Origin of the sequence: Mesorhizobium sp. 131-3-5 (assembly GCF_016756575.1) — a bacterium.
Lineage (GTDB): Bacteria > Pseudomonadota > Alphaproteobacteria > Rhizobiales > Rhizobiaceae > Mesorhizobium > Mesorhizobium jarvisii.
Window position 1 is genome coordinate 4,166,717 of sequence record NZ_AP023254.1, and the last position, 16,847, is coordinate 4,183,563.

At 61.7% G+C, this 16,847-nt stretch carries 17 protein-coding genes and 1 pseudogene; 3 read left to right on the plus strand and 15 right to left on the minus strand.

The genetic code is table 11. From position 1 onward, the window contains the following. Positions 1–117: 117 nt before the first annotated feature. The 9 genes and pseudogenes from JG747_RS20245 to JG747_RS20285 form a co-directional block, all read right to left on the minus strand. Complete coding sequence (locus JG747_RS20245) at positions 118–1,266, minus strand: GGDEF domain-containing protein (RefSeq protein WP_202359891.1); 1,149 nt, start codon at positions 1,264–1,266, stop codon at positions 118–120. Positions 1,267–1,449: 183 nt separating this feature from the next. Then, positions 1,450–2,256 (minus strand): DUF72 domain-containing protein, encoded by an 807-nt coding sequence (locus JG747_RS20250; RefSeq protein WP_202359892.1) that lies wholly within the window; start codon positions 2,254–2,256, stop codon positions 1,450–1,452. A 59-nt stretch (positions 2,257–2,315) separates the two neighbouring features. Then, positions 2,316–2,780 carry a GNAT family N-acetyltransferase gene (locus tag JG747_RS20255; RefSeq protein WP_038646954.1) on the minus strand — a complete coding sequence of 155 codons (465 nt, stop codon included), beginning with the start codon at positions 2,778–2,780 and terminating at the stop codon, positions 2,316–2,318. Further along, entirely contained in the window at positions 2,777–3,145 is a 369-nt protein-coding gene (locus JG747_RS20260; RefSeq protein WP_244748159.1) for a DUF302 domain-containing protein, read from the minus strand. Before JG747_RS20260 ends, JG747_RS20255 begins: the two co-directional genes overlap by 4 nt. Positions 3,146–3,186: 41 nt before the next feature. Continuing rightward, on the minus strand, positions 3,187–6,108 hold the full coding sequence (gene uvrA, locus JG747_RS20265; RefSeq protein WP_010909632.1) for an excinuclease ABC subunit UvrA: 2,922 nt from the start codon (positions 6,106–6,108) through the stop codon (positions 3,187–3,189). A 703-nt stretch (positions 6,109–6,811) separates the two neighbouring features. Next, the gene (locus tag JG747_RS20270) at positions 6,812–7,066 is read right to left on the minus strand and encodes a hypothetical protein (protein ID WP_223217726.1); all 255 of its coding nucleotides are present in this window, start codon (positions 7,064–7,066) and stop codon (positions 6,812–6,814) included. A gap of 468 nt (positions 7,067–7,534) precedes the next feature. Next, a pseudogene (locus JG747_RS20275) lies at positions 7,535–8,138 on the minus strand (ATP-dependent Clp protease proteolytic subunit). 22 nt (positions 8,139–8,160) lie between these two features. Further along, positions 8,161–8,631: an SRPBCC family protein gene (locus JG747_RS20280; protein WP_244748161.1), complete on the minus strand. Its 471-nt coding sequence runs from the start codon at positions 8,629–8,631 to the stop codon at positions 8,161–8,163. 14 nt (positions 8,632–8,645) lie between these two features. Beyond that, complete coding sequence (locus JG747_RS20285; protein ID WP_019858297.1) at positions 8,646–8,960, minus strand: ArsR/SmtB family transcription factor; 315 nt, start codon at positions 8,958–8,960, stop codon at positions 8,646–8,648. Between the two features lie 228 nt (positions 8,961–9,188). Here JG747_RS20285 and JG747_RS20290 point away from each other — a divergent pair, with 228 nt between their 5' ends. Together JG747_RS20290 and JG747_RS20295 are read left to right on the plus strand one after the other, a co-directional pair. Next, on the plus strand, positions 9,189–9,704 hold the full coding sequence (locus JG747_RS20290; RefSeq protein ID WP_019858296.1) for a single-stranded DNA-binding protein: 516 nt from the start codon (positions 9,189–9,191) through the stop codon (positions 9,702–9,704). Positions 9,705–9,818: 114 nt separating this feature from the next. After that, entirely contained in the window at positions 9,819–10,244 is a 426-nt protein-coding gene (locus tag JG747_RS20295; RefSeq protein WP_019858295.1) for an OsmC family protein, read from the plus strand. 35 nt (positions 10,245–10,279) lie between these two features. On the opposite strand, the gene JG747_RS20300 is transcribed toward JG747_RS20295, so the two are convergent. From JG747_RS20300 to JG747_RS20315, 4 genes are all read right to left on the minus strand, one after another. Continuing rightward, positions 10,280–10,657, minus strand: coding sequence for a nuclear transport factor 2 family protein (locus tag JG747_RS20300; RefSeq protein ID WP_202359895.1), 378 nt, complete (start codon positions 10,655–10,657; stop codon positions 10,280–10,282). 8 nt (positions 10,658–10,665) lie between these two features. After that, positions 10,666–11,295 (minus strand): MarC family protein, encoded by a 630-nt coding sequence (locus JG747_RS20305; RefSeq protein ID WP_010909625.1) that lies wholly within the window; start codon positions 11,293–11,295, stop codon positions 10,666–10,668. Positions 11,296–11,513: 218 nt separating this feature from the next. After that, complete coding sequence (locus tag JG747_RS20310) at positions 11,514–12,641, minus strand: acyltransferase family protein (protein ID WP_032920586.1); 1,128 nt, start codon at positions 12,639–12,641, stop codon at positions 11,514–11,516. 257 nt (positions 12,642–12,898) lie between these two features. Then, positions 12,899–13,429: a hypothetical protein gene (locus JG747_RS20315; RefSeq protein ID WP_202359896.1), complete on the minus strand. Its 531-nt coding sequence runs from the start codon at positions 13,427–13,429 to the stop codon at positions 12,899–12,901. A gap of 85 nt (positions 13,430–13,514) precedes the next feature. On the opposite strand from JG747_RS20315, the gene JG747_RS20320 reads away from it, so the two are divergent. Then, positions 13,515–14,381, plus strand: coding sequence for a helix-turn-helix transcriptional regulator (locus JG747_RS20320; RefSeq protein ID WP_019858287.1), 867 nt, complete (start codon positions 13,515–13,517; stop codon positions 14,379–14,381). Positions 14,382–14,455: 74 nt separating this feature from the next. On the opposite strand, the gene JG747_RS20325 is transcribed toward JG747_RS20320, so the two are convergent. Both JG747_RS20325 and JG747_RS20330 read right to left on the minus strand, forming a co-directional pair. Continuing rightward, positions 14,456–15,079, minus strand: coding sequence for a ParB-like protein (locus tag JG747_RS20325; RefSeq protein WP_010909621.1), 624 nt, complete (start codon positions 15,077–15,079; stop codon positions 14,456–14,458). Then, entirely contained in the window at positions 15,076–16,815 is a 1,740-nt protein-coding gene (locus JG747_RS20330; RefSeq protein ID WP_244748162.1) for a SulP family inorganic anion transporter, read from the minus strand. The genes JG747_RS20325 and JG747_RS20330 overlap by 4 nt, the downstream gene beginning before the upstream one ends. Positions 16,816–16,847 lie beyond the last annotated feature (32 nt).

Here is a 16,847-nt window from a genome sequence, read left to right on the forward strand (position 1 = left end):
GACGCCCTTTAGGTCCTTGATTTCATGCATGTCGTTCTACCGGGGCCACTTTTGGGCGACATGCATTGGAGCCGCTTTCGCCCATCCAATGGTCACAGCTCGGCATGATACGCGCGGTCAGCTCGCGCGCCGGAACGGAGAGGCGGTGACGCGGTTGCGACCGCCGCGCTTGGCGTCGTAGAGCGCCTTGTCGGCGGCACTGAGCACCTTGTCGAAGCTGAGCCCCTCTTTGCTGCCGAATGCAAAACCGGCGCTGACCGTGCACCTCAGTGAGCCGGTTTCGGTTTCTATCAGGCGTGTCGCGAAGGCGGTCCGGATGCGCTCTGCCGCGTCCTCGACCGCTTCCGGCAAGGTGCGCTTCAATACCAGCGCGAATTCCTCGCCGCCCATGCGCGCGGCAACGTCGGTCTGGCGCAGATTACCGGCGAGTTCGCTCGCAAACACCTTCAGCACCTCGTCGCCCGCCGCGTGGCCGAACTCGTCGTTGATGGTTTTGAAATTGTCGAGATCGAAGACGACCACGGCGGTGAAGGCGCCGACCGGGAGATGGCCATGCATGTCGAACAGCGCGCGCCGGTTGAGCAGGCCGGTCAAGGGATCGGTGAGCGCATTGCGGCGGTGATGCCTCGCCAGACGCCCCTGGTTGAGCGCAAGTGACAGGGCGCCAATACCCGTCATACTGGCGATGACGACAATGAGGCTCAGTTCCTCTGCCCAGTTGCTTGGTGCATGGCCGAGCACCAGCTTGCCGTCCCATGCCAGGACCGCCGCGCACAGCATGAAGGAAACGGCAGTGGCCGAGTAGAGCGTGGTGATGCCGACCGTCAGGGCAGGGGCTTCGTCGCGGCCGCGCCAGTATTCGAATGCCGTCGCGAACAGGAGCAAGGCGGCGAACAGGTTCTCGAACATGAAGCCAAGGCCATCATAGCCCAGAGCCATGGGAAGCAGCGTCACTGCCAGTGAAACACAGCCCAACAGTGCTCGCGGCAGCGGCGAGCCGCCGGTTCTGAACTGGTAGGCCGCACCCAGCATGGTCGAGAAACCGAGCAGCAACAGGGCAAGGGTGGCGATGCCGAGCAAGCGCCCGGGCATGTCGATATAGGCGTCATAGACAAAGATATCGCCGACCACGAACACCAGGCTGATCGCCCATGTCAGCAGGAACCGCTCCGTGCGGGCGGTCAGCCACATGCCGAACAACGTCAGGCTCAGGCAAGCGGCGGAGAAACCGACGGCCAGCAGAAGTGAAGTGTAGTCGAGCGACATGCCCCTCTTTCCCTGCCGGCGGCGGCTCAAGCTGTGCGGCTTGGCGTCGCCGCATTCATGCAGCAAGGAAGTGTCGATATGGTTACGATCGTGGCGAAGATGCCCAGGAATAGGCGCTTTGCTACGCGCAAAACGCATAGATGATGCGCTTACAGCATGTAGCCGAACAACAACGGATGCTTGTCAGCCGACTACCCGCTTCATCAGCGCCATCGCCCCGAACGGTGCGCGCGCCTTGCCTTCGGTGATGAAGTAGACGAACACATCGCGCGGCTGCACAGGCGCGTCGGTGGCGGGATCGGCGCGCCGCAAATCGGCCGGCTGCTCGCCTTCCGCCCATGTCTTTGCCCGCACCGCCCATTCGTCGAGGCCCTTCGGCGTGTAGCAATCGGGATTGTCGTCCGAGCCGGTCTGCAGCCGTGCGTAGACGAAGTCGCCGGTGATGTCGGCGATATCAGGATATTTGGCATGGTCGGCATAGACGATCGCCGCCTTGTATTTGCGGGCAAGCGCCGCGAATTCCGGCACGATGAAACTGTCGTTGCGCACTTCCAGCGCGTGACGCAGTGCGACACCATCCTGTTTCTCCGGCAGCAGTTTCAAAAAGGCTTCGAAATCGTCCGGATCGAACTTTTTCGTCGGCGCGAACTGCCACAGGATCGGGCCGAGCTTGTCGCCGAGCGCGGCAACGCCGGAACCGAGGAAGCGCATCATCGATTCCCCGGCTTCGCCCAGCACGCGACGGTTGGTGACGAAGCGGTTGCCCTTCAGCGAATAGACGAAACCGTCCGGCGCCTCGCTTGCCCATTTGACGAAGGTCGGCTCCTTGAAGCTGGAGTAGTAGGTGCCGTTGACCTCGATGCTCGGCACCTGCCGGCTGGCGTAGTGCAGTTGCTTGGCCTTCGACAATTTGTCCGGATAGAAGGACGTGTCCCAGGGCTCGAAGGTCCAGCCGCCCATGCCGGAGCGGATTGTTCCCGATTTGCTCATTATCGTCCTCCCGAGTGCGGTGTCTGGCCAAATTCAGAAGTCTGGGCGCGTTCAGAAAATCAGGCTGTCGTGGTCTCGTCGACCGGTTTTGCCATGTCGACCAGCACCCATCCTGGCCGGTAGGGGTTGGGCCGGCGACCCGTTTCGCGATAACCGTAGGCGAGATAGAGCGCGATGTTCCGCTCCATTTTCGCATTGGTGTAGAGCCGTATCTCCGGCAGGCCCCACAAGCGCGTCTGTTGATCCGCGTGATTGAGCAGCTTTGTGCCAAAACCCTTGCGCTGGAAGGCGGGCGACACAGCGACGGAGAAGATCATCGCGTGATCCTCATGCCGCTCCAGTGTGAGCACTCCGGCAGGTTCGCCACCGCTCTCCAGCAGCCAGACCTCGCCGTTCGCGATGCGCGGCGCGTAGTCTTCGGTCACCGGGATCGGCGGCGCTTCGAGTATGGCGTTGTAAGGAGCGTAGGCGGCTTCCGTCAGCGCGACGATCGCAGCAAGATCTTCAGGGCGGGCAAGTCTCATGACTGATCCATTCCAGCAGCAGCGGCGATCACCTTCTCCATGCCTGTGGCAATCGCCGCGACTGCAGCGCGGCTGACATCGCCCAGGCCGTGGCGACCGGCGATCCAGTGCGGATCGTTGTAGGACAGCCAGGCATTGCCTTGTTCATCTTCCCAGCCCAGCGTCTTGACGGGCAGATCGATGCCGGCAAGCTGACTGTCCTGCATGAGAGGGGTGCCACCTCTGGGGTTGCCGAAGATCAGGAGTTCCGTTGGCCGCAACGCAGCGCCGACATCACGTGCGCCGGCGGCATGATCGATGCGCGCGAAGACAACCAGGCCGGCACGCTTGACCACCTCAGCAAGGCGGTCGATGGTTTCGGTCACGCCAAAGCGGCTCTGAACCGTGATGAGACCATCCCCAGCCATCACTCCGCCGCTTCGCGCTTGCCTCCGGGGCGCCGCTCCAGCAGCTCCTTGAGGAACTGGCCGGTGTAGCTGCGCTTCTCACGCACGATCGCTTCCGGTGTGCCCTGGGCAACCAGTTCGCCGCCGCCGTCGCCGCCTTCGGGGCCAAGGTCGAGCACCCAGTCTGCGGTTTTGATCACTTCGAGATTGTGCTCGATGACCACCACCGTGTTGCCCTGGTCGACCAGTTCGTGCAGCACTTCCAAGAGTTTGGCGACGTCGTGGAAATGCAGGCCGGTGGTCGGCTCGTCGAGGATGTAGAGCGTCTTGCCGGTCGCCTTGCGCGACAGTTCCTTGGCGAGCTTGATGCGCTGCGCCTCGCCGCCGGACAGCGTCGTCGCCTGCTGGCCGATATGGATGTAGCCGAGGCCGACCTGCTTCAGCGTGTCGAGCTTGTCGCGCACGCCCGGCACGGCGGCGAAGAAATCGACGCCTTCCTCGACGGTCATGTCGAGCACGTCGGCGATCGACTTGCCCTTGAACAGGACGTCGAGCGTCTCCCTGTTATAGCGCTTGCCGTGGCAGACGTCGCAGGTGACGTAGACATCGGGCAAAAAGTGCATCTCGATCTTGATGACGCCGTCGCCCTGGCAGGCCTCGCAGCGGCCACCCTTGACGTTGAACGAGAAGCGTCCCGGCTGGTAGCCGCGCGCCTTGGCCTCGGGCAGGCCGGCGAACCAGTCGCGGATCGGCGTGAAGGCGCCGGTATAGGTGGCGGGGTTCGAGCGCGGCGTGCGACCGATCGGCGACTGGTCGATGTCGATGACCTTGTCGAGGAATTCCAGACCCTCGATGCGGTCATGCTCGGCCGGATGTTCGCGCGACCCCATGATGCGGCGCGAGGCCGCCTTGAACAGCGTCTCGATCAGGAAGGTCGACTTGCCGCCGCCCGACACGCCGGTGACAGCGGTGAAGGTGCCGAGCGGGATCTCGGCGGTGACATTCTTCAGATTGTTGCCGCGGGCGCCGACGATTTTCAGGCGCCGGTTCTTTTTCGCCTCACGCCGGACCCCGGGGGTGGCCACTTCAAGCGCGCCCGACAGATATTTGCCGGTGATCGAATTGGGGTTGGCCATCACCTGCTGCGGCGTGCCCTGGGCGATGATCTCGCCGCCATGGATGCCAGCGGCCGGCCCCATGTCGACGACATAGTCGGCATGCAGGATGGCATCCTCGTCATGTTCGACGACGATGACGGTGTTGCCGATGTCGCGAAGGTGCTTGAGCGTATCGAGGAGGCGCGTGTTGTCGCGCTGATGCAGGCCGATCGACGGCTCGTCCAGCACGTAAAGCACGCCGGTCAGGCCCGAGCCGATCTGCGACGCCAGGCGGATGCGCTGGCTCTCGCCGCCCGACAGCGTGCCCGAATTGCGCGACAATGTCAGATAGTCGAGCCCGACATCGTTGAGAAAGCGCAGGCGCTCGCGGATTTCCTTCAGCACGCGCACCGCGATCTCGTTCTGCTTATCGTTGAGCTGCGCAGGCAGATCGGTGAACCATTTGTCGGCATTGCGGATCGACTGTTCCGTGACTTCGCCGATGTGCTTGCCGCCGATCTTCACCGCCAGCGCTTCCGGTTTCAGCCGATAGCCTTTGCAGACGGGGCAGGGCGTCGCCGACATGAAGCGCTCGATCTCCTCGCGCATCCAGGCGGATTCGGTTTCCTTCCAGCGCCGTTCGAGATTGGGGATGACGCCTTCGAAAGTCTTGGTCGTCTTGTAGGAGCGCAGGCCGTCATCATACTGGAAGGTGACTTCGCGCTCGCCGGTGCCGCGCAGGATCGCGTCCTGTGCCTCGGCGCTCAAATCCTTGAACTTGTCGCCGAGCTTGAAGTTGTAGGCCTTGCCCAAGGCTTCGAGCGTCTGCACGTAGTAGGGCGAGGTCGATTTCGCCCATGGGCTGACGGCGCCGTCGCGCAGCGACACGTTCTCGTCGGGCACGACGAGGTTGGGGTCGATGGCGCGCTGGCTGCCGAGACCGTCGCAGGTCGGGCAGGCGCCGAACGGGTTGTTGAACGAGAACAGCCGCGGCTCGATCTCGGGAATGGTGAAGCCGGACACCGGACAGGCGAATTTTTCCGAGAACAGGATGCGCTCATGCGTCTCGTTCTTCGACTTGTTGACCGAATCCTCGCCGGTCTGGCTGGAATCGAGCGGTTTATCGGCGAACTCGGCTACCGCCAACCCCTCGGCGAGCTTCAGTGCCGTCTCGATGGAATCGGCAAGGCGCGTGGCCAGATCGCCGCGCACGACGATGCGGTCGACGACGACGTCGATGTCGTGCTTGTATTTTTTATCGAGCGCCGGAACATCCGCGATCTCATAGAAGACTCCGTCGACCTTGACGCGCTGAAAACCCTTTTTCTGCAGTTCCAGCAGTTCCTTGCGATACTCGCCCTTGCGGCCGCGCACGATCGGCGCCAGCAGGAACAGGCGCGTGCCTTCCTCCAGCGCCAGCACGCGGTCAACCATCTGGCTGACCGTCTGGCTCTCGATCGGCAGGCCGGTGGCCGGCGAATAGGGCACCCCGACACGCGCGAACAGCAGGCGCATATAATCGTAGATCTCGGTGACGGTGCCGACCGTCGAGCGCGGGTTCTTCGACGTGGTCTTCTGCTCGATCGAGATGGCAGGCGACAGGCCGTCGATCTGGTCTACGTCGGGCTTCTGCATCATTTCGAGGAATTGCCGGGCATAGGCCGACAGGCTCTCGACATAGCGGCGCTGGCCTTCGGCGTAGATGGTGTCGAAGGCCAGCGACGACTTGCCGGAGCCCGATAGGCCGGTCATGACGATCAGGCTGTCACGCGGCAAATCGAGATCGACATTCTTCAGATTGTGTTCGCGCGCCCCGCGAATGGAAAGGAATTTATGGTCGGCCATCGCCGGTCGCCGCCTCAGATCTGGAATTCGTGGGATTGGCGGGATTGTCCCGGCCATCCCCTATGTAGGTGTTTTTGCCGCCACGTCGAGAGACGCCACAATTCCCGACAGAAGTCGTTTAACCGCCTTTCACGCGAAGGGGCAAGCAGAAAGAACAAAGGCCGAACACGCTCCTGACAAAGCTGTGCAGAAACCTGACCTGTACGTAACCTCCCGGCGATCACAATTTTCCGTAACCGGCTATTGAAGGTTGACGTGGCCGGCTCAGGGGAGCAGTCTCCTGAGGTCAGCGAAGCCGGCCGTCTTTCGATGGCCTCGCCGCCCCAAGGCGGCCTGCGAGACGCCGCAGGTATTTGCGATTTGCGCTTCGCTACGACAATGTCGCAACGGACACAGGAGCGGAGCATGACGCCACCGGATAGTCCCCAAGGGCTCCACGCCTCGTTGGAGCCGCGGCAGGCATAAGTGCCAGGGTTTAGCGTTTGCGCCACCCGACAAACCGTGACTTGCCGTATTCCCCAAAAATCAGAGACTGCTAGTCGGATCGTCGGCTGACGCCGCGTAGCATCCGAAATCAAACGCCGGCAGTACACTCCCGGCAAAATATGGATTTGAGATCCAGAAAAGCCCCGTCCGTTTGCCTAAGGCACGGCGGGGCTGTTCGTTTGAGGAAATGGCTGAACTGGCCCAGCGGAGGGGCTGCTCACCTTGGGGGCTTAAACCCGCCCGTGGCCATATCGACCGTGATGGTGCCGGAAATCCTGACATCGGTATCGCCGATCTTGAACGTGCCGTTGCCGTTGCTGGGGAACGCATCGTCGGGTTCCGGCTGGGGAGCCGGCTTGGCGATGCGATAATCACCGTTCACGCCGGGCAGGGCGCCTTTCTGTGCCTGGGAGGTATTGTCCGCGGCAAAAGCCCCGCCGGACGTCGCGGCGGTGATCGCAATGGCTGTCATGAGTCTGTTCAGGCGGTAGCGCATGGCATGACTATAGTGCGGCGCTCATTGCGAAACCAGACCAGCGGCGGCGAAATGGATGCGACGCCGTCAGCCTTCAATGTGATGATCAGGCTTCAAGGTCTTCAAATTTCTATATTAGTCTGACACAGGGCGTGCTGGCTGGCCTGGTTGCCAGTTGCTAAAATCCATGTAGCAGCGAATGGATATACCTTCGATTCGCACGTCGCCGCCACGCGCCAGACATCCATACCCTCCGGGAACATTAACTAGCAAGAAAAATGCCATGCATATTCCTGCTATAGCTAATATAGCGCGTAATGCTCGTTTGTTTGGATCGTTAGGCTTTGGCATTTATGCCCCTGTTGATAATTCAACGGATTCAATAGCGCCGAATTCATTGATAGGTGATAAAAACTATTTTCTGCATTTAGTGCATCTGCATTTAATTGATGACCAAAATCAGCCTCATGCCGCCTTTTTGCGGGTGTCGAAGACATGGTCGACAATGCCCCATGCCTGGGCCTCGCGAGCGGTCATGAAATGGTCGCGGTCGAGCGTGCGTTCGACCTCCTCATAGCTGCGGCCGCAATGCTGCGCGTAGAGTTCGGCCATGCGCTGTTTGGTCTTGCCGATCCGCTCGGCATGGCGCTGGATGTCGGAAGCCTGGCCCTGGAAGCCACCCAACGGCTGATGCAGCAGAACGGTGGCGTTCGGCAGCGCGACGCGGCGCCCCGGCGTGCCCGCCATCAGCAGGAACGAGCCCATCGAGGCGGCGAACCCCATGCACACGGTCGATACCGGGCAACTGACGTACTGCATCGTGTCGTAGATGGCGAAACCGCTGGTCACCACGCCGCCCGGCGAGTTGATGTAGAGCGATATCTCCTTGTCGGGATTATCTGACTCCAATGACAAAAGCTGCGCGCAAACCAGCGCCGAGACATCGTCGTTGATCTCGCCATTGGAAGATGATGCGCTCGCGCAGCAGCCGCGAGAAAATGTCGAAGGCGCGTTCACCGCGGCTCGATTGCTCGATCACCATCGGCACCAGACTGGCAAGACCACTCATTTTTCGTCTCCGATTTCCGTGTTCAGGCTGCGAGCAGCAGGGTGTTCGGTATGTTCGCGGCGACAGGCTTTGCGCGCCCTTGCAATCCAAGCGAGAGCCGGCAGCCGGCGCCGGCCATGGCGACGGCAGGCATCGCTTTCCCTGTAAAACCGTCATGGACGATGCGCAGATGCGTACCGCCGGAAACGGTGCGGGCGAGCGTGAAGGTGACGACACTGTCGAAAGGATCCCCAGCGTCGCCCGGCTGCTCACGCCAGGAATAGCGCAGCAAGCGCTCCGGCTCGGCGTCGAGGATTTCGCATTCGATGGCAGTATCCCGCCCGGCGAAGGCAAAACGACTGCCGGTCTCAGGCTTGATATCGTTCGGCATCATCCAGGCGGCGAGCAGTTCAGGCACGGTCAGCGCCCGCCATACTTTTTCCGGCGGTTCGGCAAGGTCGTATTCGAACTCGAGCACATCCGGGGTCGCTTCGCTCTGGTTTCCTGCGTTCATTGATCCCACGCTCGTCATTGATCCATGTCCTTCAAAACCGTCTTCAGCCTTTCGATGCGCTCCGGCCAGAAGGTTCGGTAGCGCTCGATCCAGGAGAGCAAGGGGGCAAGCCCCTGCGGATCGGCACGATAATAGGCGTTGCGGCCGGCCCGCCGCTCGATCACCAGGCCGGCGCCACGCAGCACCGCCAGATGCTGCGACACTGCCGGCTGCGAAACCGTCAGGCCGCTGCGCAATTCCGACACGCTCATCTCAGCTGCGGCGAGGCGCTCGAAGACGGCGCGGCGCGTCGGGTCGGCCAAAGCGCGGAAAATTTCTGCTTCGATCATGACAAAAGCATAAGTCGATACTTATTGATTTGGCAAGCGCTGTTTTGAATCCCATATGATGGGCTCGGGCATTGTTGCCATTCCTTGACAATCAGCAGCAGTGCATATAGGAACGAAAAGGGAACAAAAACCTTGTGGGAAAAGCCAGCCTTAGCAGGCGGCTGACGTTCGTAGCCTGTAAGGTGCTGCGACAAAAATTTGTTTCTCGGATGAGCGCGGAGAAAAATCATGGCGGGTAGCGTCAATAAGGTCATTCTGGTCGGCAATCTCGGCGCGGACCCTGAAATCCGCCGCCTGAACTCGGGCGAGCCGGTCGTCAACATCCGTATCGCCACGTCGGAAAGCTGGCGCGACAAGAATTCCGGCGAGCGCAAGGAAAAGACCGAGTGGCACAATGTCGTCATCTTCAATGAGGGCATCGCCAAGGTGGCCGAGCAGTATCTGAAGAAGGGCATGAAGGTCTATGTCGAGGGCCAGCTGCAGACGCGCAAATGGCAGGACCAGACCGGCGCTGACAAGTACACGACGGAAGTCGTGCTGCAGAGATTCCGCGGCGAACTGCAGATGCTCGACGGGCGCCAGGGTGAGGGCGGCCAGGTCGGTGGTTATTCCGGCGGCAGCAGCCGCGGTTCCGATTTCGGCCAGTCCGGCCCGAACGAAAGCTTCAACCGTGGCGGCAGCGCACCCAGGGGCGGCGGTGGCGGCGGTTCGTCGCGCGAGCTGGACGACGAGATCCCCTTCTGATCGAAAGCAACCAAACGGCCGACGTTGTGTGATCGATACGCCCCGAGGGTCCCGCATGGACTTTCGGGGTTTTGCATTGTTGATTTGGGATCAAAGGACTGAAAGGACAGGGCGGTGAAGGCACGGATAAAGTGGGTCGAAGAGCGCACCTTCATCGGCGAGTCCGGCAGCGGCCACAAGGTGGTGCTGGGAACGGCACCTGGCCCTGAAGGCAAGACGCCGGGTCCGAGCCCGATGGAGCTGGTGCTGATCGGCACCGGCGGCTGCTCGGCCTATGATGTCGTTCATATACTGGAAAAGGGTCGCGAGGCGGTCGAGGACTGCATCGTCGAACTCGACGCCGATCGGGCCGAGACCGACCCAAAGGTGTTCACCCGCATCCACATGCATTTCATCGTCAGAGGCCGCGCGTTGTCGTCCGACAAGGTTCAGCGCGCGATCAATCTTTCGATCGAAAAATACTGCTCGGCCTCCGCCATGATGGCCAAGACGGCCACGATCACGCATGATTTTGAAGTGATTGATACGGCGGCGAAGTAGGGCAGGCGGCACTTACCTGGAATCACCTGCCTGACTCATGAGGCTGTCGAAGCTGCACGAGTTCCCTGGTGGAACACCAGTCGCCAATTCCCGTCACAATGTTTCCAGATAGAACTGCGTAACGACGCGACTGCGCTTTCTGCTCTGGGTCGCAGGCGATAGGTGAGAAGCACGACCTCCGGAGCCAGTTGAACCGCTCTGATATCGGTCATCTCCAAATGATCGTCGGGCGCTGGCTGTTCCTTCGAATCCGTCAGCGCCGCCAGGATCGATCGTTTGTCATATTCGAAACCGGATTTGCCGAACTCGATCATGCGGTCGTCGAGAACGGCGTCAAGAAAACGCGGATCAGAGCGGGTTGGCGCCTTCAGCAATGCCAACTCAAGTTCGACAATCCTGGGATCGACAGCCATTCTCAACCTCACCCCGCCATCAGAGCCTTGATGCCGTCGGCCACGAACTGCACCGCCAGTGCGGCCAGGATGACGCCGAGCAGGCGGGTCAGGATCGAGCGGCCGGTCTGGCCGAGGATGCGGTCGATGCGTTCCGACAGCACGAACACCAGATAGGTGATGGCGAGGCAGACGAAGATAATGCCGACAAGTGCTGCCTGCGCGGCAAAGCCCTGAAACGAGCCGGAGAGCAGCACCGTCGCCGAAATCGCCCCGGGGCCGGCGATCAGCGGGATCGCCAGCGGGAAGGCGGCGATGTTGTGGATCATGTCCTTGGTGATGGCGACGTCGCCGATCTTCTCCTTGCGGTCCTGTCGCCGCTCGAAGACCATTTCGAAGGCGATGAAGAACAGCAGGAAACCGCCGGCGACCCGGAATGCCGGCAGCGTGATGCCGAACACCGACAGGATCGAGGCGCCGGCAACCGCGAACAGCGCCATCACCAGGAAGCCGATGACCGAGGCGCGGACCGAAACCTGCTGGCGCTCCTCGCGGTTCATGCCGCGCGTCACGGCGAGGAACAGCGGCGCTAGCCCCGGCGGATCGATGGTCACGAGAATGGTGACGAAGGCATTGAACAGGCTGTCGAAACTGGGCATCGCTGACCCTCCCGCCGGGCCGAGCCCGCTTCGCATTGGTAGAGCAAAGCCCGGTCGGTGGGAACTGTCTTGACTGCGAAACTGCGGAGCTCAACAGGGTTAGCCGGCAGCGCTGCAATAGGCCTCCAGGCGATAGCCGTCCGGGTCGCCAAGGCAGACAGATTCCTCCGATGCCGGCCAATCGGCGATAACAACGGTGCGGCCGTTAGGCCCTGAAATTAAGTCGGGACGGCAACAGTCGTTGGCGCAACTATCCGCTGCGCCATGGCTCGTCCCTTTGTCTGGAATGGGGCTTCGATGAGGCGGCACGCGATCTCGGCGATGGCGGCGGTGAGGATGAGCCCCCCCGCGAGAATAACGACGGAATGCGCCGAGTTCCGGATGGCTTCCGCACTGCCGGCGTAGCGGGCGCTGCCCTCTTTGACCAGCCTGAAGGCTATGGAGTGGAAAAGGTAGATGGCGTAGGAGCGCTTACCGATCCAAAGCAGCAGACGTTGGTTTTCCGCGTTTCGGAACAGGTAGCCTCGATCATAAGAGGCGATCCAGACCAGAGAGCCAGCCAGCAGAGCTATCAACCCGACATAGAACGAAACGATCAGTCCGCCCGACAAGAAACAAATGGCGGTGATGGCGAGCGCCGCGAAGAGAAGACCGATGTGGCGGTGGCGAAAGATGGTGGGAGCCAGTCGCCAATAGTCGGCATGCTGCGAAAACAGCGCGATCAGGACGCCCCATGAGATGGCATCGGTCCGCGTGATCCAAAGCCATGAGGTGTTGGGTCGGTAAAGCGGAAACTGGATGACGATGAGGAGAGCACAGATCGCTGCAAGCCATTTACGCGAGAAGATGAACACCAGCGGAAGGGTGATATAGAACTGTTCTTCCAAGGACAGCGACCAAAAATGAAGGTTGATGCCGCATGTCTTCCAGCCGGCTGACAGGCATTGGAAAAAGTGCCAGTTCTGGACGTAGATCACAACCGCCACGGCGTCGTAGAAATTGTTCTGCGGGCTGCCGAAAAAGCCGAACCCGTTCCAGGTGGCGGCCAACACTATCGAGAGAGCCAAGGTCATCCAGGAAAGCGGGGCGAGACGAAAGAAACGCCGGATCCAAAACGACTTCAAGGCGATGAGGGGCGTTTCAGACCGGATATGGCGCAGTAGCGTGGCAGTGACCACAAATCCCGATATCGCGAAGAAGATATCCACGCCAGCCCAAAAATTAGCTACCCTGAATACAGGCCACCAATACGCCGATTCCCAAGCCAGTATGAACGGAACGTGCGCAGTGATCACCATGAGGATGGAGATCGCGCGCAGAATTTCAATCTCGGCGTTCTTGGCCATTGGAGAAAAACCCAGCCTTGGGCGACCCTATATCGTCGCCCGTCGCCGATTCAATACGCGCGTCGTCTCAGCAGTTTCTTTTTCACAATTGGGCCGGCCAAGCCAGCTCGCCACTTCTGAAAAGTTCGACATGGAATCTGCCCGCGCGGGCCGGGCGGAAGGGATTTCTCATGCGTACAATCAGGAAATGGCGTCGCGGATGCCGATCGAGATATGATCGAACATGGTTTTCCCTATCGTTACAAGAGGTTGCTGGTTCAGACTGTTGCAACGCGCCGCGCCAGGAACTCGACCTCCAGCCGCCATGTCGCGCCATTGTCGTGCGAGCGCTCGCCGAGCCAGCGGAAGGAATCTTCGGTGATCCGCGAAAAGCTCCAGCGCACCGAGGAACCGGTGCCGTCGGCGCCGACCTGCACAATCGCGTCGCCCTCGGCCCGGCCGAGCTGGCGGCTGAAATATTGATTGCGCGGATCGCTCCAGAAAATGTGCCAGGCGTCCGCGCCGGGATCATAGATCCGAAGCGTCGTGCCGTAGAACGTCCACTTGCCGAGGGACGGCTGGGAACCGATGTTCCGTGCGGGCAGGATCCAGACGTCCTGGATGGCGCGGCCCTCGAGCACCCAGCCGAAATGCACCTCGCCACGCCCGGTCAGCACGGTGCCATCCTCGAGGTGGCGCGAGGCGTCGAAAGTCCAGGCGCCGACGAAGCGGCCGTAAAGGTCCAGTTTTTCGGCAAGCCCGCCGATCGGACCGGGACTGTGCAGGGCTTCGGCAAAGGGGTCAAACATGACTGCGGTCTCTTTCTGTCAGGAGACCGCGAGGAGTAGGCGCTGACGGGGTTCTGGGCTTGGGAAAAATTGCTATATTTCGGCCATGGCAGCGACGACCCGCACTCTCGCATCCGGACCCGGCTGGCATGTGGCGGATGTGATCTGCACGGCCGGCGCGGGCGACCGGCCGTTCGAGGAGGCCCATCGGGATTTCTGTATCGCGGCGGTCACCAGCGGCACGTTCCGCTACCGCGCGCAGCAGGGAACGGGCATGATGGCGCCCGGCGCGCTGCTGCTCGGCAATTCCGGCACCTGCTATGAATGCGGGCACGAACATGGCAGCGGCGACCGCTGTCTCTCGTTCCATTTCAAGCCTGTCTACATGGAACGGATCATCGCCGGTGTGCCGGGCGCGAGCACGCTTGCCTTCGAAGCGCCGCGCCTGCCGCCCTTGCCCGCCCTGGCGCCTTTGCTGGCCGAGGCGGAGGCCGCGCGCGAAATGGCCGACAAGGGTGCCTTCGAGGAACTTTCCCTGCGCATTGCCGCCGCGGCTGTGGCCACGGTTTCCGGCGCCACATCCACTAGGCGCGGACCTAGCCGTCGCGATCAGAAACGGGTGGCCGACGCCGTGCGGCGGATCGAACTGGATGCCGACGGGCCGGTTTCGCTGTCGACACTGGCGGATGAGACGGCGACCAGTCCCTATCATTTCTTGCGCATTTTCCGGCAGGTCGCCGGCATGACGCCCTACCAGTTCCTGCTGAAGACCCGCCTGCACCGTGCGGCATTGCGGCTGCGCCTGTCCGCCGACGCGATCTCGGCGATCGCCTTCGACGCCGGCTTCAACGACCTGTCGACGTTCAACCGCCGGTTTCGACGGGTCATGGGTCAGACGCCGGGCGATTATCGCGCCAGCCGATCGGGCCGCATCGTCATACGCGCACCTAAAGCGCGTCGAGACGCGCTTTAGGTTTTGTTTTTATGCATGTCGTTCTCCCAAAACCGAGGTCACTTTTGGGCGACATGCATTAGGCCGAGGCAGGCTCAGTCCGAGGTCGGGCCGCACCAGCCCGGCAGATAGTCCGCGTCCTTGCCCTTGGCCAGGCTGAGTGCCTCTTTCATCGCCTTGTCGAAGTTCTTCGCAACCGCGTTGCGATCGATGCGCCGACGGAGGAAATCCGCCCAGATGAATTCGCTGAACGGCGTCGTGTCCTTGGCAAAGCCGCCCATCCGGCGCAGTTCGCCTGCCATGCTCCGGTAAGGATCATCGATCAGTTCGCCGATTGTCTTGGGAATAGCCGAGTAATCGCGGCGCCGGCCGCTCTCGTCGAACGGGTGCATCCAGCCTCTGTTATCGAGCACGAAAAGAAACGTGTCCTTGTCGAGCGCGGACAGGTCGCTGATCACGGTCACAAGCACGTCCTTGACGCCTTCCTCGAGCAGGGCGCGAGCGAGGTGATGGTGATCGGTGACGTAGTTGCGATTCTTGGGACCCAACACGACCGGCACCATGTGTTTGCCGAGAAAAGCGCCGGTCTTCTTCTTGGCGTCCTGCTCCCGGATCATCTGGCGCTTCAACGCAACTTCCCGCATGCCGACCGTTATCTGCGTCGGCCTCAATTCCTCGACGGGAACCGGCGTGACAATGGGTTCTCGCGGGTCGATCATGACACTCCATCCTGTCCTTGCTGCTGCTGTTTTCCCGGACTAAGTGATTTGATCGCCGCGTCGACGCTGTGGAATATACGTTGCGGGCCCACCATTTCAGCAACGCCGAACCGCGCCAGCGCCGCCTGGGCGCGCAGCGATTCCAGCCGCGCTATGGCAAAGACCGCGCCCGCCTTGCGGCAATGAAGGATGGTGTCGATCAGGGCCTGCGCGGCGGTGTAGTCGATTTCGACGATGTTGCTGGCCTCCAGCACGACCAGTTTCACGGTTTCGTCCCTGGCATCGACAAGGTCGCAAACGCCGCGCTTGAAGCGATCGGCATTGACGAAGGACAGTGGCGCCTGGAAGGCCGCGACCAGCACTCCCGGGAGTTGTTCGCCAGCGCTGGGCTTGGCCGGAGGCCACCAGACGGACGTGCCCGGCACCTGTTCGAGCTCGATAGGCTCCGTGCGCGTCGCGCTCCATATGCCATGCAGCAGCGACAGGCCGATGCCCACCGCCACGCCGGTTGCGATCGGCAACACGACGATTGCCGCCATGGTGACCAGGATCAACACGAATTCGACCGGCGCTTGTCGATAGACGCCGGCGAACACCTTCCAGCGCAATATGTGCTGGGCAACGAACATCAGGACGCCGGCCAAGGCGGCCTGCGGAACATTGGCGAGCAGGGCGCCGCCAAAGGCACCGAGCGCCAGCACGATGGCCGCGGCAGTGAGGCCGGACAGTTGAGAGCGGCCACCCGACTGGGAGACGATGGCTGTACGCGGCGGGCTGGCATTGACGGCAAAGGCGCCGAACAGGCTCGACAAAATGCTGCCGGCGCCGACGCCGACGAAATCGCGGTTGACGTTGGGCGAGGCGTCCTGTTGCGAGGCGAAGGACCGCGAGGTGGCGGCCGTCTGCACCATGACGACAATGGCGATCAGCAGCGCCAGCGGAACGAGCGCTTGCACATCGCCGAGGCTCGTCACCGGCAAATAGGCGCCCGGCAGGCCGTTTGGCAGAGCGCCAAGCACCTCGACGCCGTGATTCCTGAGGCCGAAGACGACGACCGCAATCGTGGCAAGCACCATGCCGATCAGGGCGCCTGGGATGCGGGCGCTGATCCGTTCCGAACAGAACACGATCGCGAACACGCCGAGGCCGAGCCCCAGGCTCCAGGGATTGGTGAGATGGAGATTGCCGGCAATCTCGCCGACACGCCGCAAGGTTTCTCCACTCTCGGCAGGCAGGCCGAGCAGTCCGGGCATCTGTGAGACGATGATATGGACTGCGATGCCGGCCAAAAAACCTGTCGTAACCGGCACCGACAGGAGATCGGCGATCCAGCCGAGGCGAAAGACGCCGCTCAAGGTTACGATCAGCCCGACCATCAACGCCAGCATGGCCGCCAGTGCCAGATAATGCGGCGAGCCGGATGTGGCGAGCAGCGCTAGGCTGCCGGCGAACAGCGGCGTGATGGTCGAATCCGCGCCAACCGAGAGGTGACGATTGGCGCCGAACAGGGCAAACGCCACCGAACCGGCGACAAAAGCGAAAAAACCGATTTCGGGGGCAAAGCCGCCGAGCCGGGCCGTTGCCATCTGCTCGGGAATGGCGATCGCCGCCAATGTCAGGCCGGCGATCAGATCACCATTGAGATCCCGGAGCTGCCAGCCGCTCAGCGCCTGCAAAGGCAGCCACCGGCGCCAACTCATGGCGCTTGCGGCTTTCGCGTGGGAAAGTTGGTCCATTGCCGGCTTTTGCCTTGTGGCGGCGAAAAGCG

Coding starts and splice junctions, on each gene's coding strand:
- JG747_RS20245 (WP_202359891.1), bottom strand. CDS start 1,266: ATGTCGCTCGACTACACTTCACTTCTGCTGGCCGTCGGTTTCTCCGCC.
- JG747_RS20250 (WP_202359892.1), bottom strand. CDS start 2,256: ATGAGCAAATCGGGAACAATCCGCTCCGGCATGGGCGGCTGGACCTTC.
- JG747_RS20255 (WP_038646954.1), bottom strand. CDS start 2,780: ATGAGACTTGCCCGCCCTGAAGATCTTGCTGCGATCGTCGCGCTGACG.
- uvrA (WP_010909632.1), bottom strand. CDS start 6,108: ATGGCCGACCATAAATTCCTTTCCATTCGCGGGGCGCGCGAACACAAT.
- JG747_RS20270 (WP_223217726.1), bottom strand. CDS start 7,066: ATGACAGCCATTGCGATCACCGCCGCGACGTCCGGCGGGGCTTTTGCC.
- JG747_RS20280 (WP_244748161.1), bottom strand. CDS start 8,631: ATGAACGCAGGAAACCAGAGCGAAGCGACCCCGGATGTGCTCGAGTTC.
- JG747_RS20285 (WP_019858297.1), bottom strand. CDS start 8,960: ATGATCGAAGCAGAAATTTTCCGCGCTTTGGCCGACCCGACGCGCCGC.
- JG747_RS20290 (WP_019858296.1), top strand. CDS start 9,189: ATGGCGGGTAGCGTCAATAAGGTCATTCTGGTCGGCAATCTCGGCGCG.
- JG747_RS20300 (WP_202359895.1), bottom strand. CDS start 10,657: ATGGCTGTCGATCCCAGGATTGTCGAACTTGAGTTGGCATTGCTGAAG.
- JG747_RS20305 (WP_010909625.1), bottom strand. CDS start 11,295: ATGCCCAGTTTCGACAGCCTGTTCAATGCCTTCGTCACCATTCTCGTG.
- JG747_RS20310 (WP_032920586.1), bottom strand. CDS start 12,641: ATGGCCAAGAACGCCGAGATTGAAATTCTGCGCGCGATCTCCATCCTC.
- JG747_RS20315 (WP_202359896.1), bottom strand. CDS start 13,429: ATGTTTGACCCCTTTGCCGAAGCCCTGCACAGTCCCGGTCCGATCGGC.
- JG747_RS20320 (WP_019858287.1), top strand. CDS start 13,515: ATGGCAGCGACGACCCGCACTCTCGCATCCGGACCCGGCTGGCATGTG.
- JG747_RS20325 (WP_010909621.1), bottom strand. CDS start 15,079: ATGATCGACCCGCGAGAACCCATTGTCACGCCGGTTCCCGTCGAGGAA.
- JG747_RS20330 (WP_244748162.1), bottom strand. CDS start 16,815: ATGGACCAACTTTCCCACGCGAAAGCCGCAAGCGCCATGAGTTGGCGC.